This window comes from Ectothiorhodospira variabilis (assembly GCF_022227625.1).
Classification (GTDB): domain Bacteria; phylum Pseudomonadota; class Gammaproteobacteria; order Ectothiorhodospirales; family Ectothiorhodospiraceae; genus Ectothiorhodospira; species Ectothiorhodospira haloalkaliphila.
The window spans coordinates 1-21,423 of record NZ_JAJNAO010000013.1 but is presented as its reverse complement, the minus strand read 5'-3'; the positions used below and the strand labels follow the sequence as shown (position 1 = coordinate 21,423).

Here is a 21,423-nt window from a genome sequence, read left to right as displayed (position 1 = left end):
GGACCCGGCGGCAGGCTGCTGTGAAGCGTATGGGGCGGGATGGATCACGATACCGGGGGTGAATGCCGTGACGTGATCCGTGTGCTGGCCGTTCCGGGAGATTCCGACGGCAGCGGTGCGGGATGTTAGCGCAAGACGTGGGCTCACCGTAAATCCTTTTTGGTTCCAGAATGGAGCCAGTCAAGCGCCACTGAAGATAGTGTTGGCAGATGGCCCTTCTTGTCCGGCGCCACGATAACTGACCATATCCTCCAGCATTCGTCCCGAGAACACTCCAGGCGTCGCGCCATCCGGATCACCTTCTTACAACGCTGGCTGCAGGAACCCATACACGCCCAAGGCAGCAAATCGTTGCTGTGAATGTTTTAGGAAAATCATTATCGCGCCGAGGCCGCCATAGCGGCAATCACGTGTTTTGATTTTTTGTTCCTTTGACTGTATATTCACCCATAAAGCATGGCAGTGGGATAGCTTGGAAGGGCTCGGTTGTTGCCGTCTGCTCAGTGTTAATTCAGGCTGTGATAGCTCCCAGTCCGGGGGGGGGGCTGGCAAACATTGCTGTTATCAAGGAAAGCCGTAAAAGGAGCTACGGGAGGAAAATTTATGCCGGCACAGAAGCTTTCAGGTAACGCACGTATCCAAATCGCAGGGCAATTGTTTCTACCTGTAAAGATAGCACTTCGCCAAGTTTCAGAGTGCCAGATTCCAGGTGAATGGGTCGATACGTCATGCCCACCTTCACGCGAACCTGTATTGCTATCTTCGCCGCCAATTATTTGGTGCAATAATGGGGTTGATGAGCAGCTAAACTGGATACTTCCAACTGTCCTATCGCCTTCTCTGTCTATGTCGGATCAGCTGTATGTTTGTGTTATCGATGACTCTGGTTTATTTGACGATCCCGGTATGGAAAAGTTGGTCCGATTTCTACTCCACAATTTAGAGCGTGCGGCGTCTGAAAACCTCGATCCTCATCGTCGAAGATATCTATTGAGGCCACTAGTTATAGATGAGCAGCTTCAGGATTTAGTTGGCAAATATGTCTTAGGGGGTGTTAGAGGGGGTCAGATATTAAAGCCGCGGTACTTCGTCCCCTTAATAAAAGGAAGAGTTCAAAAGAGGACTTTGCAAGACGATGCGAGTATAATTGCTGACTACTACAAAAGTGCTCGCGAGCTTTATGACAGGTTGAGGCGTTTTAATAATGAAGAGGATTTTAAACCTAAATTGCCTGGGTGGGATGAGTTTAATACCTGTCTGGATGAGTCTACTAAAAGTAAAATAGAAAAGCGGCTAAGTGTCGCATATTGGGAATATGCCTGTGACGCCGAAAACTCAGAAGGATTAAGGAAAACTGCACTCAAGGTGTCAGAGTGGTGGAGCAAGAAGCGAGGTTAAAAAGATGAGCGCTAATGCCTACACCCCATCTCAGGTATTGCGCCTGTGGGAAAGCGACATTGGAAATCTACCACTTGTTATCCAGGATTTTGTGTACGATTATGGTGTTCCTGTGAGCTTGGACGCTTTGAAAAAAGTAACAGAGTGGACGGAGAGGTGGAGTGAATTCGATGAGTTTGGGCATCTTTGGGGAAATATAAAGAAAGATCGTCCTTCCGCCCTGCGCACGACCTATCCGCTTTTTGCGGCACATCTGGCTATAAGGGAAGAGTTTGGTGCGGTGCCCGAGGCGCATGAAGTCATTACCACCTATTTGGGCGCAGATGCGATTGGAGATGAGTCGGACTATACCAGCCCGGATGCCTACTATAACGATTGCTTGGTCGTCCGAAAGGCACTGAAGGAGATCCTGTCGGCATCCCCGCCACCAAGCGATCTACGTGCTGAACTTAAAAAACGCCTACAAAATGAAGAGGGTCTAGCATCACTTACCCATGCTGAATGGACTCGTTGCCGAGGGCTGATTATGGGGCACCGGGTGCCCGGTGTTCCGCGAGCAAGAAGGGATATCGCATACGACTCAAAAACACATACCAAGAAAATTAAGCCACCACCTTTATTAAGTGAAAAAGATCTCCATGAATACCCATTAGTGCCCGATGGTGGGGCAGGGTTGTGGGAGGGGGATCCATTGGATCCGGACATTCCCGAGTTCGTCCCTTCAACCCCCAAAAACATGACGATGGAGTTATCTTCTGGGGAACCGTCGGACCCTGATGTGCCTGTGTTGTTCTGTCGCCGTGTTGCAGATCTACGTACACCGGGCGATGATCGGCGGATATCGGCCATGCTTCCCTGGATTCAGACGACACGTGGTGTGCGCAGTGAGGCAGATATCCATCGACTCCCGGTCAACTTGCTGATCCAGGCAATCTACCGTTTGTATCATTCTAGAAAATGGGGAGAATGGGCCTGCGCCTGGTTGATGTCTACGACAGGGCTTTCTGCGCGCAGGATCAGGAATCTCGAGTTTATCAATGAGGATAACGATGCCGTCGCAGATGAAGGCGGCTGCCGATATCATCGGCAAACTGACGTACTCGAAATTCATCTATCTGATGGTCCCAGCGGCCCGGCTGGTTCTGCTCATCGCTTGGTACTTCTCAAAATCCCGACCGAAATTGGTTCGATCCTGTCGGATTCAGGCCAGAGGTATCCACTAAGTCAGGCACCCGGCTACATAGATCATGCATTGCGTCGGGCCTTTCAAGAACATCCAGGCCTGACACCAACGGCCAACCGGATTCGATCGACCGGTGAGGCGATTATCCAGGGATTGGCCAAGGATAATTCAGCGGCACTGGCACTTCGAGGGGAATTTGGCCATGCATCAAGGGGAGCTGCAGCCTATCGTCAACTTGAATATCGAGAACTCAATGTCCTCTTTTCAAGCGTAACCAGCCATCTCAGGTCGCTGGCCAAACCGCTTGGGCTTGATGATTCTGGGGCATTTCCTATTCATGATGTGGATCCGGATGCAGCGCACACTGAAAAAGGTGGATTTGCGGGATCGAGCCGGGCATTACCACCTGAGCACTTTCAGGGTGTTTTCACTCATCTTTCAGATGAATTCGACAAGGCCGCATCTCAAACCTACAGAGAGAAGGGGATCACCGGGGTCACCGCGGAAACCCTTCTTAATCTCCAGCAGACGCATGCGAGATTGACCTATCTGGCCTTGCTGTTCAGTACTGGCATTCGCCCGATTGTTAAGCGCACCCAGCTACGCTTGATTGGGGAATGCTGGCACGTACAGGACAAGGACAGCACGGATTATGAGGAGCGGCGAATGATTCCCGCACTACAATCGGTTGTCGATCAGATGACATGGCATCGGCAGTTGACAGAGGAACTGATGACATGTGCCCCCTCATTGAAGAGAATGGAGCTCTCAAGTACTTATAAAAAAGACCAGGATTTGCCCCTTTGGATGGAGCAAACCGCACGGGGTATCCGCGTCAGGCGTATGCAGCAAAGGGATTTTGATGTGGTAGGCATCAATCATGGCCTGGAGCCACGCGCCACGCGCCATACCTTTGTTGCCACTTTGCGCAATTGTATTTCAGAATCTGAGTTGAATGCCATGCTGGGTCATTCAGGAGGAGGGTGGTTTCGCGAGTCAACCATTTCAATGACATCCACTCCATACTCGGATCATGCCAAAAAGGCACTGTCCGATTTTGTGAGAAGAGGGGGCTTCAGGGCAATAAATCCCATGGGACGGTATGAGTATTGACGACCAAGAGCCGGATCGGATCGGGGAGATTCTCACTTCGTTGGGTGTGACGGATTCGTCAACTTCGGCCACCGTGTTAAAGAGATGGCAACACCTCCTATCTTTGGTGATTGAATATGCAAAACCCGGCAATGTGCTCGCTGCATCTGACCTGGATGCATTGCGCCGCGCCAATCCCAAAACAAGGGGCAAGGTCAACGACCGTCTTCTGCGCCAACTCCTGACCGGGCTGAATCGTCAGGGTTGGCAGTGTGCAGTGCCGCCACGCCCAACCAAACCCCAGCGACCACTTGCCATACCATCCAGCCAAAGACTGGCGGCGCAGTCGCTTGAGGTGGATCGCCTCGAGCGACTAATGAGGCGTGAATGGACTCACCACTCTCGCGACCCAAAGGGGTGTCTGTTCCTGGCGGCCTTGCTGCTGGTGACGCGCTGCGGAACCAGTGGGCAAGTGGCAGCCGGCATCCTTTCAAGACTGCGAGTCTGTGACCTGGATATAACGCCACCGAACAAGGGAAGAATCTTCATACCCATCCACGGAGCCGCCGGTCATGATTGCTGCCATTGGTTCATACCGCCCAGACCCTTGCGCGATCTGTTGCTACAGCACCATCGCAGGATCCAGTCGTCGTTGGGGCCCCAAGCATTGTTGTTTCACGAGGCAATTCAGGGGGGGGAGGTCAAAGAAGGGTGCCTTGATGACCGCGTTCGAAAAATCCTGAACCAGTATCTTAAAAAGGTCGCCAATGCACTGACGACGCGCCAGATGGGTATTGCTTTGCCCCGTACCTGGACGGGGTTATCCCAAGCAGGGCGTTGGCTGGCCAGACGGCATGGCGTACCCCCGGCGATCCTCGAAATTCTTGCTGTCTATCCACTCCCTGTGGCCCCGCTGGACTTGGAGCTTCACCGTACAGAGCACTCAAGGGACTCGAGGCGCACCCGGCCAGAGTCTGGATCCTCAGCCTATCTCGCCGAGTCTGCTGGGCGATTGCCTGCGCCTCAGCCCAGAGTGAGCGCGGACAGTGAACAGCCCGTGGGGGATTGGAGCACTGCAGCTCGCCATGAATTGCAAAATTTTCTCCGTGAATGCGAAAGGCATTGCGCGAATCGGGAGGGAGGTCTCCTGGTCGGGTCCAAGGGCAAGGTATTCTCGCACTTGGTCGTGGCAGCACTTGAAAGAGCTGATCGGCTACAGCCATCGACCCGAAGTGTCCTTCATATGGCGCTGCACTGGTTGGCAGAAAAGCTTGGAAACAAGGATATACGGCTGAGTACTGCTCGGTCGTATGTTGGGAGACTTTTCCAGCCGCGTCTTTTCGATATCGCGGAAAGCGTTGATATGGCATCCTGGGATGACGAGTTTATTGAGCATATCACTCTTCAACTACTCGAAAATCCAAGGTGGTCTCACAAGACGCAGCGAGAGTTCATTGAGAAATGGATGCAGTTCCTCAAGTATTGCGCGCGGGATGATATTGGTGTGATATCGCCTAACGACTTACCACGGTTTGATCAAAAAAATAATAGGGAAGAAGTACATGTGGGTCGCAGGATACTGATCACCCCTGCGCAGTTTGATTTCGTGCTCCAGATGCTGGATAAACGTGAGGACTTACCGAAAGAAAAAAGACAGGAATTGCAGGCTATACTGGCCTTGGGATTCTATGGGGGATTAAGGGCTTCAGAGATTCTGAATCTCACAGTGACTGACGTGGTGAGTAGTTTGGAAGAGTTCTATGTGCTCATACGACAGACCAAAACGCCAGCCGGGCGTAGGTCCGTACCTCTCCACCGTCTTGTACCAGACGACACTCTAAGTATTCTCATGTCGTGGTGTCATGACCGCTTCATGATGGCTAAGCGGGAAAAGGGCGGCATGGCTTTGGGGAAAATGCCCATGGTAGGTCCACTTATCGTCAATCGCAGGCCCACTTGGCAGGAGGTGATCGCAGAACCGATTCACATACTGAGGCAGGCCTTGCGGACCGATATCGACTTCCATGGCCTGAGGCACTGTGCAGCTTCCTGGTTGGTGTTACGTGGATACGCTGCCTATCATGCCGATATCAGAGAGAGCCTGATCCATGCTGATCATGCCATTTTTAGCGACACTTCTTTGCAGCGGCTTCGCGGTTTATTCGAGGCCTATGAGCCTCAAGCCTCGGCGGGTGAGGAGAAGTTTCTTGTACACATTGCAAAAATCATAGGGCATGCGAATCTGAGAACCTTGATTTTAACTTATACGCATACACTCGGGCCGATTCATAGCCACGCTTTAACGTCTGCTGATGAGTGGGTGTCACATGCAAATCGGATAAAGGTAGATTGTCGGGCACCCAGCGTATTTTAACTGGTCACTCCATAGTCAGTAGTGCACCAAGTCAAGGTGCCGAGAACATCCGGCGTCACTATCGGGCATCGCCTAAACCCAGATTAGGAAGGGAGGGGGGCAGGCCTTGCCACAGCATTCCGTCGCGACAAGGTTTATTACTTAGCGTACCAGTGCCCCCGAATCCGCGGATCAATCAGGGACTGATCAAATCGCGGTCGTCTGGCGGCGACCAGACCCGCACAAGCGGGCCGCCAGGTCGAGACTCCATGTGCCGCCAATAGCTGCGGTTGGACCTCTGGTCACGTCCCCGGGTCTCGACATCCTGCTGGGCGCTGACCCCGTCCAGTCCGGCCACCACTTTTGCCAATGGGGCATCGAAATAGTTCTTGGTCTGGTAGGCATGCATGACCTGCCAGAAGGCCCAGTAGGCATCGGGATCCAGCCATTTCAGCATGGAAAGGCTATCATCCAGGACGATCCCGATCAGGTCGGGATGATGGTGAAACCTGCATGGGAGTGTGCGCGCCTTGTCCTGGGACAGAAGCACCTTGCCCACATCGTGGAACAGACCGAGCAGAATACCCGCGTCGCGCTTGAGTGGGTGCATCTTGAGGTCCAGCCGCTGGATCCCTTCCGCTACCTCCAGGCTGTGCCTGAGCAGGCCACCGGGTTCTGCATGATGGCAACGATATGCGGCGGGCAGGGTGAGGAAGTCGACAGCGAAGGGTGGATCGGAAAACACCGAGACCATGAACTGCCGGTAGGCCTCGCTTTCAAGGCTTTCTGCCAGCGCGACCAGCCTGGGCAGATCCTCGGGTTTGGGTACGCGATGAGCCGGCAGCAGTTCAATGCTGGACCGCGGCGGCATGACCTCCTGTTTCACTGGCAAGGCCACGGGGACGAGATCGCCATTGCGGGAGAACTCGAACTGGATGGCCAGGTTTGCGTCTGTCAGTTCCTGGGGCAAACTGCCTCCCCAATGCTCGGCCGAGGTATAGACTCGGACAGAACCGGTATAGTCGTACAGGTGGGCCGCACCATACAACTCGCCGTTCTGGGAGATGGCGGTGTTGGTGATTTCCAGGCCGAACCGCCCCATGAGCACGGTGTCCACCTCCATTTCCGGGTGTTCCAGCACCCGTTGAACATCTTTTACTTTCAGAGCCATGACCGTTTCTCCTCGCGTCTCAGTACTTCGTCCAGTTCTCCCACCAACTGGCTCATGACCGCCGTCCAGACGGCCGGCTCCAGTTGATCTACCTGTTGTTCCACCCAGTGCACCAAAGCCTCCCGATTGTTGTCGCAATTCGGGGCGCCGAGGGCCTGGCAGAGTCCAACCCCCTCGGGGATCTGGAAAGTGGTGTGCAGTGCGGAGGCCATCCTCAGCACGACACGGTCGGGTGGGTATGTGTGCGATGCGTTGTGGTTGATGCCTGTCATTCCGGTGCCCTCCATGCCTGTTCGTTGAACCGGGACTTGAGCAGACGGTCCATGGCGGACCCATCCTGGCGCGTGAGGTTGGGCACGTAGCGGGAATAGGTGGTGAAGAGCATCTTGGTGTTGGAATGGCCCATTTGCCGGGCGATCCACTCGGGACTTTCACCTGCAGCCAGCCAGAGAGTCGCGGCGGTATGACGGGTCTGGTACGGGTTGCGCCGCTTGAGACCGGCCTTTGCCAGCGTGGGATACCAGACTCGGTTGTTGACGTTCCGGTAGGTCAGCGGATAGCCGTAGCGGGTGCAGAAGACGTATTCGCTGAGTTCTGCCGTGTGGGCCTTCTGGTCCTCGAGTGCCTGAAGGACGATATCGGACATCTGGATCGCCCGTTGTGACCCGTCGGTTTTCGGGGTGTCTTCTTCACCCTCGACGCGGGTTTCCATCACGATGATCTCGCGACGTTCGAAGTCCACGTACTTCCACTTCAGGCCGTCGATCTCGCTTGTCCTCATGCCGGTGAAGAAACGCACCAACCAGTAGGGCCGCCAACTGGCAGGTACGGTGGCCAGGAACTGCTGGACCTCTTCCAGCGAGAAGGGGTCGATCTGGGTGCGGGGGATCCGGAGCGGCTTGATTCCCTTGAACGGCGTGTTAAAGTCAAACCGGTCGGCGGCTTCTTCCAGCAATTGCTCAAGCAGATTCATGATCTGGTTGATCCGGGAGGGTGAAAGGCCTTCCTCCTTTCCGCGGCGGACTTTGGCGAGTTGTGCGCGGAACTGGAGGATCTCGGGTTTGGAGATGTCGCTGACCTTTTTCTCTCCGAACTGCGGATGCAGTTTCTTCTCCCAGATGTCGTGCAGCTTCTTCCGGTAGGAGCGCTTCCAGCGAAGGTCGTTCTCGGCGAACCAGGTTTGGGCGAATGCCTTGAGTTTGGGCGTGTCCTGGCTATCCGCGATGACTGCTCCAGGGGCTGCACTGGCCTTGTCTTGATTGGGCGATGCAAACCGATTGGCACGGGTGCTGTTGGGAAAGGTCTTGCCGTAATCAAAGGTGTCGAGCGCAATCTCCGCGTCGATGCGGTCCAGGGCCTTCTGCATCAGTTTCCGGTTCTTGGCTGTGTCCTCCAATGTGGTGTATTCGCGGCACCGCACACCTTGGTAACGAAAATCGAAGAACAGCTTGCCGTTGTTGTGCACGCGGACCTTAGACATGGCAGCGCCCCCCGCGGGCCATGGGGATCACCGGGGTGTTGCCGGTCCCACCTGCGCCGAGAAGCTCCTCCTCGACGCGCTCCCAAATAATCAGAAGCTTGCGGCCATCGAAGGCACGCACGTAGTGGACGCCTTCCAGCAGGTGTTTCTTCATGACGACGTTGCGGAAGTACCTGGGGTTGAACTGCAGTCGCGCCGCCGTCTGTTCGGGTGTAAGATAGGTCTTGTCAGTCACTTTCGTCTCCTTTAATAGGTTTTTGTTAACTCTACGCAACAAATAGTATAGCCTACAAATGTGCTTGTCAAGCACGTTTGTGGTTTTTGAGGTGCATTCAGATGATCCGATTCAGGCTCAAAGAGCTCATGGCAGAAAAGTCCTTTCAGGAGGGCAGGCGACTTACGTACGAGGAAATCGCACAGGCGACAGGCATTAACCGCACTACGCTCTCCAAGATCGCCAATCAGAAGGGGTACAACACGACCACCGACAACCTGGATGCGCTCTGCGCCTACTTCGACTGCTCGGTCTGTGAACTGGCAGAGCGTGTAAAGGAAATCCCGAACGAATAGGGAAGAGGGGAGGGGGATGCGGCAGGGGTTGACAAGCCCGGGCCCCGGTGAGGTTGTACTCACTTGGGTCTACTGCTGGCTGGTCCTCCCAAGCCCCCTGGTTTACAAAATGGGCTATATTTGGGCTACAGATGGGCTACAGCTTGCCGGGAGCCCGGGAGTGGGCCGCCAGGAGGGTAGGGGATCTGGGGCTTTCGGTGGTCCAGTGAGGCGAGAAGGGGAAGGAAAAAGCAGTGACGAATCAATGAGTTGAATTGGGTGTTGACACCCCGAAGGCAGCCTGTATAATGCGCCATTCGAACACGACAGGCGCGTAGCTCAGCTGGTTAGAGCACTACCTTGACATGGTAGGGGTCGTTGGTTCGAGTCCAATCGCGCCTACCAGATCGTTTTGAATCAACTTGAAAAGGCCCCTTCCACCTTGAGGAAGGGGCCTTTTCGTATGTGTCGAATCCGTTATCCTGATGCTGAAATCGGGCACGTTGAGGGTAGCGTCATGGACATTCATCAAGCGAGCATCACCATCAATACCCAGGGTCGGGGGCAGTCGGAGATTACGGCGGCGGTGAATGACGCTCTAATCGCATCGGGCTTGCAGGTCGGTATCTGCCAGATCTTCTGTCGTCATACCAGCGCCTCTCTTGCCATCACGGAAAATGCTGATCCCACAGTGCTCAAGGATCTGGAAGGGTACATGACCCGCACGGTGCCGGATGGCGATCCCAGGTATGCCCATGATATGGAAGGGCCGGACGACATGTCGGCGCACATCCGCAGCATTCTCACGGGCAGTGGCCTCACGGTGCCATTTGCTCAGGGTCGGCTCATGCTTGGCACCTGGCAGGGGGTCTTTCTCTGGGAACATCGCGCCCGTGGGCATGCTCGCGAGGTTGTGGTGACTTGCCTGGGACGTGGGTCAAGGACAAGGGCAGAGTAAAGCCATCGTAAGCACCCCGATACCCCGTCGCCAGTGAGGGCAATCAGGGATGAAAGGTAGTGCATCACGGAGGGTCCATTGGATGGATTTATTGCCGCGCGACATGGGGTCCCGCCACATGGATTGCCGAAGTTGCTGCGTGCCTTCCAGCAGTTCTTCCGCGAACAGGCTGATGCCTGGCTGGAGCGCTTTGACTACAAGGAGGCGGGCCCGCAGTTGCTGATGCAGGCGTTCCTGCAGCGGATCGTCAATGGCGGTGGCCGCATCAGCCGGGAATATGGCCTGGGCCGCAAGCGCACGGACCTTTTCATTGAATGGCCGACGGACCCGGCCAGGGGTTTTCATGGACCGATGCAGCGTATTGTCATCGAGCTCAAGCTGCAGCGTGGCACCCTGGAGGGCGTCATCAGCCAGGGGCTTGTCCAGACGGTCGCCTATGCCAGCCAGGGTACGCGTCCGGTAGGGCACGTATACCCACTCCTCACTCCCCGCTGGCATTCTCTCCGCAGGCCTGGGTGCGCGGCTCCCAGTGATAGGGCAGCAGTTCGTGGAGACGGTTGGTGGGATGATCCTGGATGCGCTCAAGCACATCGATCAGATAGTGACGGGGGTTCACCCCGTTCTGCTTGCAGGTCTCCAGGAGGGTGAGCAGGATCGCCAGGGCGTGGCCTCCGTTCTCGGAGCCAGCGAAGTTCCAGTTCTTGCGATTATGCGGAGCACAGCATAATCGGAATTATGACGAGTCCCCGATTATGTGGAGTAGGCGGGGTGGTGGCTCGGCCGAATCTCCTTGCGATGCCGCGATGCCGCCCGTTTGTTGTTCGCATAATCAGAGAGAGTCCAAGAAGGCGAGGAGTTCCGGCTGCGGCCGATAGCGGGTGGACTCAATGCTCGGTGGTGCGAGTCGGGCCAAGGCCTGCTCTTTCAAGGCCAGGTCCGCTTCCACGTAGCCGTGCGTGGTTTCGATGCTCTCGTGTCCAAGCCAGAGGGCGATGACGGACAGCTCAACACCAGACTGCAGGAGATGCATCGCGGTCGTGTGACGGATCACGTGCGGTGTGACCTTCGCTCTGCCCAGGGAGGGACAAGAGCAACCGGCGGCCGCCACGGCAACCTTCAGGCGCTGAGACACTCCGCTTCGGGTCATGGCTTGCCCCGCACGATTCGGGAAGAGCGGTGTTCCAGGTTCGTCTGGTAGCTCTTCGAGCCACTTCCGCAGGAGGCTCGCTGTATCACGCCATAGCGGAATCACTCTTGCCTTCCTGCCCTTGCCACGAAGATGGACCACCAGACGATCCTCGGCGTCGACGTCTTTTCGTCGTAACGCCGCTATCTCCGAAACACGGCCTCCGGTGTTGTAAAGGGTTCGCAGGAGTACTTGGTCACGTCGACCGCTCCAAGTGGATGTTTGGGGCGCCTCAAGAAGCGAGTTCATCTCGACAACCGAGAGATAGTGGATCGGCCCGCGGTCATGCCGCTTCATCGGGATAGCCAGTACCTGCTGCACAGTCGAGAGGGCAAGCGGGTCTTGAAGAACCGCATAGCTCACGAATGATCGGATCGCAGCAAGGCGGACGTTGCGGGTCCGAGCGGTATTGCCTCGCTCGCGTTCGAGGTGATCCAGGAAGGCGAGTACGAGTTCACGGTTCAAATCCTGAAGCCCCATCTCCGCAAGGGCGTGCCGATCGCGGCGTACGGCGAAGCGCAGTAGCAGCCGGAATACGTCCCGGTATGCAGTCACTGTCCGCGGACTCGCCTGGCGCTGTGCGATCAGATAGTCGTAGAAGTAACTCTGAAGAAGCCACCCGAGTTTCGGTGAGTCAGCCCCAGTGGGTGCCTTGGTCACAGTGGTTTCTCCGCTCTGGCCGCGAAGGCTGCGAAGCGCTCGCTGACCACGTTCATCAGTTCGGGGATTGCGCTCAGATACCAGTACGTCGAGCTGATCTTTTGGTGACCAAGGTACGCCGCAAGGTAGGGCATCTTTACATCAACGCTCTCACCGGCTTCGTGCCAGGCGAGCAGCCGTCTGCATACGAAGGTGTGGCGAAGGTCATAGAGCCTTGGCCATCGATGTCCGGCTGGCGCGCCGCTGAAACCGAGCGTCCGACATAGGCATCGAAACGCATAATCAGCGTGGATGATTTCCAAGGACTCACCGTTGCCGCGACGGAAGAACGCTCCGCACTCTGATCCGATGGTCAATCCGGCGCAGGCGACCCGGTAGCTGATCAAGGCGGCAACCGTGCTTTCGTGGAGGGGAACGACGCGCTCATGGCCGAACTTACCACTACGAACGACGATCAGGCCCCTTGCAGTGTCGACATCTTCGTTGCTGAGGCGTACCCCCTCACCGGGGCGGAGTCCTGTCGCCACAAGCAATCCGATAAGTACGCGCATCGACAAGCCACGCGCCGATCCCGCAGGGTGAAGCTGGTCAGCAGCCTCCATCAATGCCCTCACCTCACTCTCTGTGAAGATCCGGGGCGGGACGCGTCGGTGCGTGGGACCGAGAAGGCGCTGCGGCGGTACTTCCGTACCAGGGTCATCAACCAGCAGAAACCGTGCGAAGCCGCGCGCGATCTGAAGGCGACGGGATTGGGCCATGTCCGAGCCCGAGGGCGCCTGCCGGGCCCATCGTAAAGCCAGGGCCGTCGTGAAAGAGGCATTCGCAGCATGCTCTTCGAGTAGGTCCGCCAGAGATCGGAGCTGGTGGCTCTCTCTCGCCAGGAGATAGCCAAGTGCTCGTCGCTGTGCGAGATAACGATCGAGGCGCTCGTGCCAGCACCTGACGCTCACGACATGTTCTCCGGCCAGGGCATGGCGACCTTTCTCAGCCGCCCGACGTCTACAGAAAGGTAGCCGGCCGTGGTGTCGTAGCTGAGATGGCCAAGAACATCTGCAATGCTCTTCAGCGGTGTCCCGGTCTCAAGCAGCCGCGTCGCAACGCTGTGCCGAAGCCGGTGAACCTGACTAAGAGAATCCGGTAGCCCAATGCGGCGGAATGCCGCGCGTAGTGCCGCACGGACGGTTGCAGCCGTTACTGGGTAGCCACTCCGTGACCTGTGATGGACGAACAACGCGCGAGACTGAGTGCGTGGTCGTCCACCACGAAGGTAGGCTACGATGGCCTCGCCGGTCATTGAGGGCAGTGGCAGGGTATTCGATCGACCTGATTTTCCGGCAGGCACTGTGACCGTGCCTCGATGCCAGTCAATGTCATCCAGTTGCAGCCGTGCAGCTTCATCGGTGCGAATCCCCAAGTCCATGAGGACGCGGCACATCGCATAATCACGCTGCCCGGTTGCCCGAGTCAGATCGAAACTCGCTGGAAGCTGCCGAAGAACTTCGGGATCAAACGCTTTCGGCAAGCGCCGCGTGCAGGAACTTGCTGCCCCCGGGACAGATCGGGCCAACTCCGGTCCGCAGTGGCCGCACAGATGACCATATCTGAGGAAACTGCGGATCGCGACCGAAATGACACCCACACTCTTGGGTTTAAGGCCTTCGACGCGCTCCCGCACATAGTCCCTGACCTCGCTCGGGGACAGGGACCAGAGACCCGTTTGGCCCTCGCTTACTAAGGCATTGAGCAGGTTACCGGCCTCGCGCCGACGATATCGGCGAGTCGATTCACCAAGTCCCGCCACATCCGCCATGTACGCATCGTACAAAGCCACCATGTGACTGCTCTCCGGGCACCACAACGGCCGCTTGATCGGACGACCGAGCATCTTGAGTAACTGCCGAAGCGCAGCGCGCACTGTCCCTTCTAGCTGGGAGGGCTGGTGTTTAGTCCAAGATTCACGGAAGTAGGCGAGAAACTCCTCGACCGAGGCCGCGTCGATCGCGGCAACGGGCTCCGGCCATGCCCACCTCTCGTACTGGAGGATCGCCTGCTCGTACATCCGCGCTGTGCCGAGCGCGTAGCCCCTCTCAATGAGGTGGTGTCGAAACAGATCACGGAGCGATGTCCATGATCCTCGCTGAGCCGTTTCGGGGTGCGTGATGCCAAAGACGTCCGACAAGGTCTATGCCCTCCATCGGCGTAAGTACTTCCCGGTTATGCGCTCTTTGGGAAGCTTTGTCACCTCCCCGGTGGTGCCGCAGGTCCCGCTGTGAACCTCGTTCCAGATGCTGGTCTCCACATAATCGGGGACTCGTCATAATTCCGACTCACGCACACCCCACGGAGGGCGCGTTCGCCGCGGTTGTTATCCGGCTCCAGGCGGCCATCCTCGGTGAAGCGCATCAGGGCCTGCCAGTGGTTGAGGACGTAACCGATCGCCTTGGCGAAGTCTCCCCGGGGCGGCAGGCTGGGCAGGATGCGATCCAGCAGGCGACGCAAGCGCTTGAGGATGGGCACCGTGCGGCGCTGACGCGCCTCGCGGATCTGCTCGGGGTCGGTGATCCCTTGTTGGCGCAGGCGCGATTCCACCTGGTAGATCGCCGCGATCAGCTTCATCACCAGATGTACCCGGCCACGCTTTTTGTGTTTGCGGGCGATCTTTTCGAACGGTCGCCTCGCGTGGGACCAGCAGGCACACCAGATCAGCGCCTCCTGGATCCGTTCGGCATTGAGGTAGCCCGCATAGGCATCGGCTTGCAGATATCCCTCGTAGTCACGCAAGTGTTCCAGCGGACCTTCCTGGGATCGGTTGGTGGTGTAGTCGTAGAACACCGGGATGATGCCGTCCTCCCGCCCGCGGCCCAGGTAGAGCCACAGGCGACAGGTTCGGGTTTGTCGTCGGCCCTTTTCCAGTTGCGGCACCGTGGTGTCGTCACTGTGCACTACCGGACTGGCCAGGGCATCCTGGCGGACCAAGTCGGCCAGTCGGGCCAGGGCCGAAGCGGACAGCAGCACGTAGTCGCACAGCCGCTGGCGAGGGATGTCATAACCATCCCGGGCCAGCTGCTGACTGATGCGGTTGAGCGGCAGGTGATCCGCGAACTTGCTGATCACGGTATGGGCCAGCAGGCTGGCACCCACCTGGGCACCGGGGATCGGTGGCGAAGGGCGCGATGGAGAGACGATGGTGCGCTCTCCGTCATCCCCCTGGATTGCATACTTGGGCACCTCGTGGCGCTTCACGTAAAGCTGCCCGGGTTGGTACTCCAGGGTCTCGGTCACCTCGACGCCGATCTCCACCAGCGGGCCGCCGTTCTGGGCTTCCAGTTGGGCCCGGGTTTCATCGTCGTAGTCGTAGCGCTGCGTCTCCCGGGGCAGTTCCGGTGGCAGGGGGCGACGACCTCGGGGTGGTTGGGTCTTGCGCCGCTTCCTGGGTGCCTCGGTGGTTTCTTCTTCCTCCGGCTCGGGGATCGGGGCTTCCAGTGGATGGAAGAGATCCTCCTGGAGGTAACACCCGCGCTCGGAGCTTTGCCCAAAGCGTTTGCGCTGGGCCTCGAGGATCTGGCGCTTGAGATCCTGCAGTTGCTCGCTCAGCTCATTGATCGTGGACTGCTGCTGGACGAGTAAGTCGGACTGCTGCCTGATGACCTCGTCACGCTCCGCCAGGGCGGCGCGAAGTTGCGCCTCGCCCTGGCTGGAAAGCGATGAAGTCAGGCCTTGTGCAGCACCACTCAACATGCTCGTATTCTACCATGAATGCGAAGCTAAGTGGCTGACTTATCGATGGTATTTATCTATCAGCGGGTGGCTGTGGCAAGGCATTTTCGAGGACTTTCCAGGCGCCGCCAGTCGATGCCTTCGAACAGCGCCTGCCACTGGCTGCGGGAGAGTCGAACCTCACCCTCTGCATCCCCATCCACCTGCTGGAGCCACTTGAAGCGCCCCTTCTCCAGGCGCTTGTAGATCATCACAAAGCCCTGGCCATCCCAGTACAGGGCCTTGAGCTTGTCCCCGGCCCGGTTGCGGAAGACGAACAGCTCGCCGCTGAGCGGATCACGGTCCAGAGCCTCAACGATTTCAATGCACAGACCATCGAAGGCCTTGCGGAAATCCACCGGCGCCACCGCCAGATGGATGGCTACCCCCGTGGGCCAGGCGATCATGCCTCCAGGACCTCCATGGCTCGTTGCAGAGTCTGGGCGCAAAACCCCGGATGGAGCTCTAGGCGGCAACCATTACTCAGAGCCACCACCACCGGCCCGCCAGGCTGGGGCGATGGTGTCATCTCGGTGACCGCAGTGGGTGCGGGAGCAGGCTCGTCCTCCACCGGATGCACCGTCAAAAACCGCTGCACATCGGCCGCGCGGCCCGGTGACGAATCCTTCTCCTGGGGGCCGGCCGCGACCACCACCCATTCCGGGTAGCGCGCTGCCCACTGCGATAACTGCCGGGGTGACACCCCATGCTGGCGGGCAAAGGCGGCTTTGCTCTGACCTGAGACCGCCCACCGCCGGACCAGGTCCTGCCAGAAGGCGCGCCTGCGTTGTTGAATGCCCCTGCTCATGCCGGCTCATCTCCTTGGTTGGGTGAGATCGTGCCGGGCACAATGGGGAATCAGGGAGATTTAGGGAATACGGGTTCTACAGGACGCGTACAGCCAGGTGGGTGCTGACGAGGCCCACCTGGTGATCTTCAACCGGGATCCCGAGGTGAGCTGGGAGGAACGGATCTGGGAGATGGAGCGGACCGTGGAAGGGCGGTGCATCGGGGTGTGGGGGGCTTGAGGGGGCAGTGGTGCCCCATAGAACCTTCCCCTGTGGGAGCGGGCCTGCCCGCGAAGGGATGTGGCGAGGTGACCGACCGGGCTGCGGGTGCTGCGCTGCGTGAAACGGAGTTGCGATCGCAAAAAAGGGAATTGCGAGGCCTGCGCTACGGCTACCTTGGGATGACGATGCTAACCAACTAAAAATCGCATCGCGCCCAGGGTCAGGACGGCGTAGGCCAGCAGGGCACCTAGCGTCCATTTAATGATATCCACCTTGTGGTGCGCAGTCTCGGCCCGCAGTTGCTCGATATCCCGGCGCAGATTCCCTTCAATCTGTCGAGTCTCGGCCCGCAGTTGCTCGATCTCTTTCTGAAGATCCCCTCGCAGTTGCTCAATCTCCTTTTGAAGATCCCCACGCAGCTGCTCGATCTCCTTCTGCAACCGCAGCTCAGTTTCCCGTAGCGACGCATTGGTGGCCAGATCGTTCACGGCCGGGAAGCGGCGTTCCACATGCTCGATGGCTTCCACAATCAGGCGCGCCCGGGTCTTCTCGTCCGGGGCGCTGCTGATTTGCTCGTAGAGTTCGATCACGGAGGTCATGGCGGGCAGTATAACACCGCAAGCCAAGCGACGTGGCCCTTGCTGTCCCCACGCCGGCCCGATGGACATGACCGTTCCCCGTAGTTCGGGTTTCGTACACACCGCCTGTCGCCGGCCGAGGGCGAGGGCAGTTCCCATGGAGGGCAAGGGTAGCTTGCCCCTTTATTGCCGCTCACCTCGCGGCCTGAGATAATGGAAGGGTAAATCGTCAAGGATACTCACATGACCTCCGTCATCGAACTCTACGAACAGCTATCCAGCGCCCCGGATGATAAGACGCGCGCTCGCCTGATCGCCGAGGCCTTCGAACAAATGGAACAACGCTACTCTGAGGTGACCGACCTGGCCACGGGAGCGGCACTGCGTGAAACAGAGTTGCGGCTGCAGAAAGAAATAGAGCAACTTCGAGGCGAGGTCAAGAAAGACATTGAAAAGCTCAGGGGGGACGTGCAGAAAGACATTGAAAAGCTCAGGGGGGAGGTGAAAAAGGACGTCGCCGAAGTTCGGGGCGATATCGCCCAAAGCAAGATTGAAACCATCAAATGGACGGTGGCCTGGACCGGAGGCTTACTGCTGGCTCAGGCGACACTCATCCTGGGAGGCCTGCGCTACCTACTGGGATGACATGGCGGCGTGGTGCGCAGTCTCGGCCCGCAGTTGCTCAACCTCCTTTGCTGCCCCCACGTCGGCCAGATGGACATGAACATTCCCCGCACCGCGCGGGCCACTGCGTGCCCCGTCGTTCACGATGCTGCCAAAAGCTCCTGCCCAAACACATTCCGAGCCGCGTTCGGATGCCCCGCAGATACCGTGGCCGTTCGAATGATGAAGTGGGAGCCATGTTCGCCGCCAAGCGCCACCAAGTAGCGTCTGGCAAAACGTGGAGGTGCCGGCCTGCTGCAGGATCTGACCCCAGGTGAGGGCTGCCGTTTCGTGGGAGCGGGGCCTGCCCGCAAAGGGATGATGCTAACCAGCGAAAAATCGCATCGCACCCAGGATCAGGACGGCGTAGGCCAGCAGCGCACCTAGCGTCCATTTAATGATATCTACCTTGTGGTGCGCAGTCTCGGCCCGCAGCTGCTCGATATCCCGGCGCAGATTCCCTTCAATCTGTCGAGTCTCGGCCCGCAGCTGCTCGATCTCTTTCTGAAGATCCCCTCGCAGTTGCTCGATATCCCGGCGCAGATTCCCTTCAATCTCCCGCGTTTCGGCCCGCAGCTGCTCGATCTCTTTCTGAAGATCCCCTCGCAGCTGCTCGATATCCCGGCGCAGATTCCCTTCAATCTCCCGCGTTTCGGCCCGCAGCTGCTCGATCTCCTTCTGCAGCCGCAGCTCAGTTTCCCGTAGCGCTGCATTGGTAGCCAGATCGTTCACAGCCGGGAAGCGGCGTTCCACATGCTCGATGGCTTCCACGATCAATCGCGCCCGGGTCTTCTCGTCTGGCGCGCTGCTGATCTGTTCGTAGAGTTCGATCACGGAGGTCATGGTGGGCAGTATGACACCGCTTGGTTGGGGGTGCCAGATGAGGCGATAGGCTGAACGCCAAGCGACGTGGCCCTTGCTGTCCCCGAGCCGTACGGATACCCCGCAGATACCGACATTGCCTGCGCGCCGCCAGATCCACCAGACTCGCCGGCGCCCCGATGGCCGAGCCAAAGGAACGGAATAGATCGCCAGCATGCGCGATAAAGGCCTCAGTCCCCATGCCCATGCGCGCCAGCAGTTTCGGTGTGCCTTCCGGAATGCGTCCCCGTTTGGTGGGGTGAACGCAGCGGCCCAGGGTCCGCGTGAGTTCCACATAATCCGGCCATGAGAAGGGGATACCTGCCTCGAATCGGCCCGTGCCGTCAAAAGGCATCAGCGGAGCCAGCTGCAGGGACCGCAACACACGCTCCTCGCGCAGGGTCTCACTATTGCGGAGATGATTCTTGAACAGTGCTATCATCGGTTCATGTTGTCCCAACGAGCTTCGATAAGAAAGGATATTCATGCGACCGTCTGCTGCACTTGATATGAAGCGAGACGCAGTGCGTCAGGTAGTCGGTCGCTTCCGCACCGCGAACCCGCGCATCTTCGGTTCCGTGCTGCATGGCACCGACCGGGATGGCAGCGACCTTGATCTACTGGTTGACGCGCTGCCTGGTGCAACGCTGTTGGACTTGGGCGATTTGGAAGAAGAGCTCAAAACACTGCTCGGCGTGGACATCGATCTGCTGACACCTGGCGACCTGCCGCCGAAGTTCCGGGTCAAGGTGCTTGCGGAGGCTGAACCGGTATGAGTGAAAATCGGCTCCCCGACTATCTTGACCACATACAGCAGGCCGCAGCCGATGCCTGCAGTTTCGTGGAAGGATTGTCCAAGGACGACTTCCTGGCCGACAAACGCACCCAGCTGGCCGTCATCATGAACTTTATCATCATCGGCGAGGCCGCTACCAAGGTGATGGATAGCTACGCCGAGTTCACCCAAGCGCACGCCGAAGTACCATGGCGCAGCATGCGCAATATGCGCAATCGCATGGCCCACGGCTATTTTGACATCGACCTCGATGTGGTGTGGGAGACGGTACAGAAATGGTTGCCGACGTTGATCAAGCAGCTGCCTGCCGTGCGTCAAAAAGCCGAGGATGCTGGTTGATCGCGCGCAAGACTGGTTCTGCTGAATGGCCATGCGCGTGCGACGATGGAACGGCAACAAGATAGGTGGGAGCGGCCCTCGGCCGCGAAAATCGGAGCGCACTGATATCGTTTCCCCGTACGGGCTACTGGAGCCAGGTGGTCAAGACGCTGCCAAAAGCTCCTGCCCAAACATATCCCGAGCCGTCCGGATACCCCGCAGATACCGACACTGCCTTCGCGCCGCCAGATCCACCAGACTCGCTGGCGCCCCGATGGCCGAGCCAAAGGAATGAAACAGATCACCAGCATGCGCGATAAAGGCTTCAGTCCCCATACCCATGCGCGCCAGCAGTTTCGGTGTGCCTTCCGGAATGCGTCCCCGTTTGGTGGGATGAACGCAGCGGCCCAGGGTCTGGGTCAGTTCCATATAATCCGGCCATGAGAAGGGGATACCTGCCTCGAATCGACCCGTGCCGTCAAAAGGCATCAGTGGAGCCGGCTGTAACGACCGCAACACGCGCTCCTCGCGCAGGACCTCACTATTGAAGATCCCACTGATGATGGCAGGGTCGGTGGGGGCGTCTGTATTGGCTTTGTGAAGGAGGGGAGGGCGGTCATCCTCGCGCTCGGGCAGCGCCTCACCCACCCGGGTGGCCGTAGCCTCTTCCTGAGGCTGACTCAACCTGCGGGCGATGGAAGTGTGCGTGCTGTCCTCCAGGCCCTCACACACCCCCGCCCGAACCGGATTCAGATCCACATAGCTCATGGCGGCCAGCAACGCCTGCTCGTCCAGCAGCGCCTGACTCTTGAAGCGACCCTCCCAGAACCGCCCCCGCACCTTGTCTTCCGCATTGGCGCGGCGGGCAATGGACTCGTTCAAGACCCGCATGAACCAGGAAAGATCATGCAACCGGCCGCGGTACTCATCGGCATAGGCCTCGGCACTCGCCACCTCTGCCGCTGAAAGCGTCTCCCAGGCATCCGACAGGTAGCGCTGCACCACCTCCGGGCCGCTGAACAGACGCGTCCAGCGTGACAGCACCTCCCGGTCATCCCAGCGCCTGGACCGCTGAGCATCCACCCGTAGCACCAGGTGGTAGTGGTTGCTCATGACCGCGTAGGCAGCCACATCAATGGCAAACACGGAAGCCAGCCCCAGGGCGCGTTCCTCTATCCACCCGCGCCGGTGCTCATAGTCGTTGCCGGTGATCGAATCCCGGCCACAGAGAAACGCCCGCCGCACGCAGCGGGACACCACGTGATACCAGGGCGTGTCATCAAGGCAGATCTGGGAGGCGCGGGGCTGGGTCATGGGGTGAGCTTAGTGGGGTGTGGTGGGTGGGCGTCAATAACAAAGTGGGTGTCCTAAACTAAACTCAAAAGTGGACTAAACTGGATCTCCTCCCCCT

General features: G+C 58.2%; 24 protein-coding genes and 1 tRNA gene. 10 read left to right on the top strand and 15 right to left on the bottom strand.

Annotated features, from left to right (window positions below; all coding sequences use genetic code 11):
- The first annotated feature begins 603 nt into the window (after window positions 1-603).
- The 3 genes from LPW30_RS12360 to LPW30_RS12350 are packed head-to-tail and all read left to right on the top strand — an operon-like array spanning window position 604 to window position 6,047.
- Window positions 604-1,398: a hypothetical protein gene (locus tag LPW30_RS12360; protein ID WP_238625343.1), complete on the top strand. Its 795-nt coding sequence runs from the start codon at window positions 604-606 to the stop codon at window positions 1,396-1,398.
- Window positions 1,399-1,402: 4 nt separating this feature from the next.
- A complete protein-coding gene (locus tag LPW30_RS12355) occupies window positions 1,403-3,694 on the top strand; it encodes a hypothetical protein (protein WP_239681000.1) in 2,292 nt (763 codons plus the stop codon).
- The gene (locus LPW30_RS12350; protein ID WP_239680999.1) at window positions 3,684-6,047 is read left to right on the top strand and encodes a tyrosine-type recombinase/integrase; all 2,364 of its coding nucleotides are present in this window, start codon (window positions 3,684-3,686) and stop codon (window positions 6,045-6,047) included. Before LPW30_RS12355 ends, LPW30_RS12350 begins: the two co-directional genes overlap by 11 nt.
- 175 nt (window positions 6,048-6,222) lie before the next feature.
- Here the strand turns inward: LPW30_RS12350 and LPW30_RS12345 are convergent, their stop codons facing one another.
- Genes LPW30_RS12345 through LPW30_RS12330 form a run of 4 tightly spaced genes read right to left on the bottom strand, consistent with a single transcriptional unit; the run spans window position 6,223 to window position 8,912 of the window.
- Window positions 6,223-7,197 (bottom strand): HD domain-containing protein, encoded by a 975-nt coding sequence (locus LPW30_RS12345; protein WP_238625346.1) that lies wholly within the window; start codon window positions 7,195-7,197, stop codon window positions 6,223-6,225.
- Window positions 7,188-7,469 (bottom strand): hypothetical protein, encoded by a 282-nt coding sequence (locus LPW30_RS12340; protein WP_238625347.1) that lies wholly within the window; start codon window positions 7,467-7,469, stop codon window positions 7,188-7,190. Before LPW30_RS12340 ends, LPW30_RS12345 begins: the two co-directional genes overlap by 10 nt.
- Entirely contained in the window at window positions 7,466-8,677 is a 1,212-nt protein-coding gene (locus LPW30_RS12335; protein ID WP_239680998.1) for an Arm DNA-binding domain-containing protein, read from the bottom strand. Before LPW30_RS12335 ends, LPW30_RS12340 begins: the two co-directional genes overlap by 4 nt.
- Window positions 8,670-8,912: a hypothetical protein gene (locus LPW30_RS12330; RefSeq protein ID WP_239680997.1), complete on the bottom strand. Its 243-nt coding sequence runs from the start codon at window positions 8,910-8,912 to the stop codon at window positions 8,670-8,672. The genes LPW30_RS12335 and LPW30_RS12330 overlap by 8 nt, the downstream gene beginning before the upstream one ends.
- 101 nt (window positions 8,913-9,013) lie before the next feature.
- Between LPW30_RS12330 and LPW30_RS12325 the strand changes: the two genes are divergently transcribed.
- From LPW30_RS12325 to LPW30_RS12315, 3 genes are all read left to right on the top strand, one after another.
- A complete protein-coding gene (locus tag LPW30_RS12325; protein WP_239680996.1) occupies window positions 9,014-9,247 on the top strand; it encodes a helix-turn-helix domain-containing protein in 234 nt (77 codons plus the stop codon).
- Window positions 9,248-9,554: 307 nt separating this feature from the next.
- Window positions 9,555-9,631 (top strand) — tRNA-Val (locus tag LPW30_RS12320).
- Window positions 9,632-9,743: 112 nt separating this feature from the next.
- Entirely contained in the window at window positions 9,744-10,184 is a 441-nt protein-coding gene (locus LPW30_RS12315; RefSeq protein WP_239680995.1) for a secondary thiamine-phosphate synthase enzyme YjbQ, read from the top strand.
- Here the strand turns inward: LPW30_RS12315 and LPW30_RS12310 are convergent.
- From LPW30_RS12310 to tnpA, 8 genes are all read right to left on the bottom strand, one after another.
- Window positions 10,164-10,652, bottom strand: coding sequence for a hypothetical protein (locus tag LPW30_RS12310; protein ID WP_239680994.1), 489 nt, complete (start codon window positions 10,650-10,652; stop codon window positions 10,164-10,166). The two genes, LPW30_RS12315 and LPW30_RS12310, sit on opposite strands and share 21 nt — an antisense overlap.
- A 13-nt stretch (window positions 10,653-10,665) precedes the next feature.
- Window positions 10,666-10,824, bottom strand: a complete 159-nt coding sequence (locus LPW30_RS12305; RefSeq protein WP_274520835.1) for a transposase domain-containing protein — start codon at window positions 10,822-10,824, stop codon at window positions 10,666-10,668.
- A 189-nt stretch (window positions 10,825-11,013) separates the two neighbouring features.
- Entirely contained in the window at window positions 11,014-12,030 is a 1,017-nt protein-coding gene (locus LPW30_RS12300; protein WP_239680992.1) for a tyrosine-type recombinase/integrase, read from the bottom strand.
- The gene (locus LPW30_RS12295; protein ID WP_051582526.1) at window positions 12,027-12,788 is read right to left on the bottom strand and encodes a tyrosine-type recombinase/integrase; all 762 of its coding nucleotides are present in this window, start codon (window positions 12,786-12,788) and stop codon (window positions 12,027-12,029) included. The genes LPW30_RS12300 and LPW30_RS12295 overlap by 4 nt, the downstream gene beginning before the upstream one ends.
- A 188-nt stretch (window positions 12,789-12,976) precedes the next feature.
- Window positions 12,977-14,209 carry a tyrosine-type recombinase/integrase gene (locus LPW30_RS12290; protein WP_239680991.1) on the bottom strand — a complete coding sequence of 411 codons (1,233 nt, stop codon included), beginning with the start codon at window positions 14,207-14,209 and terminating at the stop codon, window positions 12,977-12,979.
- A 59-nt stretch (window positions 14,210-14,268) separates the two neighbouring features.
- Window positions 14,269-15,768: an IS66 family transposase gene (tnpC, locus tag LPW30_RS12285; protein WP_239680990.1), complete on the bottom strand. Its 1,500-nt coding sequence runs from the start codon at window positions 15,766-15,768 to the stop codon at window positions 14,269-14,271.
- A gap of 59 nt (window positions 15,769-15,827) precedes the next feature.
- Window positions 15,828-16,193: an IS66 family insertion sequence element accessory protein TnpB gene (gene tnpB / locus LPW30_RS12280; RefSeq protein ID WP_025282620.1), complete on the bottom strand. Its 366-nt coding sequence runs from the start codon at window positions 16,191-16,193 to the stop codon at window positions 15,828-15,830.
- Window positions 16,190-16,594, bottom strand: coding sequence for an IS66 family insertion sequence element accessory protein TnpA (gene tnpA / locus LPW30_RS12275; protein ID WP_025282621.1), 405 nt, complete (start codon window positions 16,592-16,594; stop codon window positions 16,190-16,192). The genes tnpB and tnpA overlap by 4 nt, the downstream gene beginning before the upstream one ends.
- 97 nt (window positions 16,595-16,691) lie before the next feature.
- On the opposite strand from tnpA, the gene LPW30_RS16060 reads away from it, so the two are divergent.
- Complete coding sequence (locus tag LPW30_RS16060; RefSeq protein WP_274520833.1) at window positions 16,692-16,814, top strand: hypothetical protein; 123 nt, start codon at window positions 16,692-16,694, stop codon at window positions 16,812-16,814.
- Between the two features lie 170 nt (window positions 16,815-16,984).
- Here the strand turns inward: LPW30_RS16060 and LPW30_RS12270 are convergent, their stop codons facing one another.
- The gene (locus tag LPW30_RS12270) at window positions 16,985-17,395 is read right to left on the bottom strand and encodes a coiled-coil domain-containing protein (protein WP_025282622.1); all 411 of its coding nucleotides are present in this window, start codon (window positions 17,393-17,395) and stop codon (window positions 16,985-16,987) included.
- 222 nt (window positions 17,396-17,617) lie between these two features.
- Here LPW30_RS12270 and LPW30_RS12265 point away from each other — a divergent pair, with 222 nt between their 5' ends.
- A complete protein-coding gene (locus tag LPW30_RS12265) occupies window positions 17,618-18,019 on the top strand; it encodes a CCDC90 family protein (protein WP_239680989.1) in 402 nt (133 codons plus the stop codon).
- A 342-nt stretch (window positions 18,020-18,361) separates the two neighbouring features.
- Here LPW30_RS12265 and LPW30_RS12260 read toward each other — a convergent pair whose 3' ends face one another.
- Entirely contained in the window at window positions 18,362-18,880 is a 519-nt protein-coding gene (locus tag LPW30_RS12260) for a coiled-coil domain-containing protein (RefSeq protein WP_239680988.1), read from the bottom strand.
- 503 nt (window positions 18,881-19,383) lie between these two features.
- Between LPW30_RS12260 and LPW30_RS12255 the strand changes: the two genes are divergently transcribed.
- Both LPW30_RS12255 and LPW30_RS12250 read left to right on the top strand, forming a co-directional pair.
- Window positions 19,384-19,674, top strand: a complete 291-nt coding sequence (locus tag LPW30_RS12255; protein ID WP_239680987.1) for a nucleotidyltransferase family protein — start codon at window positions 19,384-19,386, stop codon at window positions 19,672-19,674.
- A complete protein-coding gene (locus LPW30_RS12250) occupies window positions 19,671-20,033 on the top strand; it encodes a HepT-like ribonuclease domain-containing protein (RefSeq protein WP_238624599.1) in 363 nt (120 codons plus the stop codon). Before LPW30_RS12255 ends, LPW30_RS12250 begins: the two co-directional genes overlap by 4 nt.
- Before the next feature lie 141 nt (window positions 20,034-20,174).
- Here LPW30_RS12250 and LPW30_RS12245 read toward each other — a convergent pair whose 3' ends face one another.
- Entirely contained in the window at window positions 20,175-21,326 is a 1,152-nt protein-coding gene (locus LPW30_RS12245) for a transposase (protein WP_239680986.1), read from the bottom strand.
- Between the last annotated feature and the right edge of the window lie 97 nt (window positions 21,327-21,423).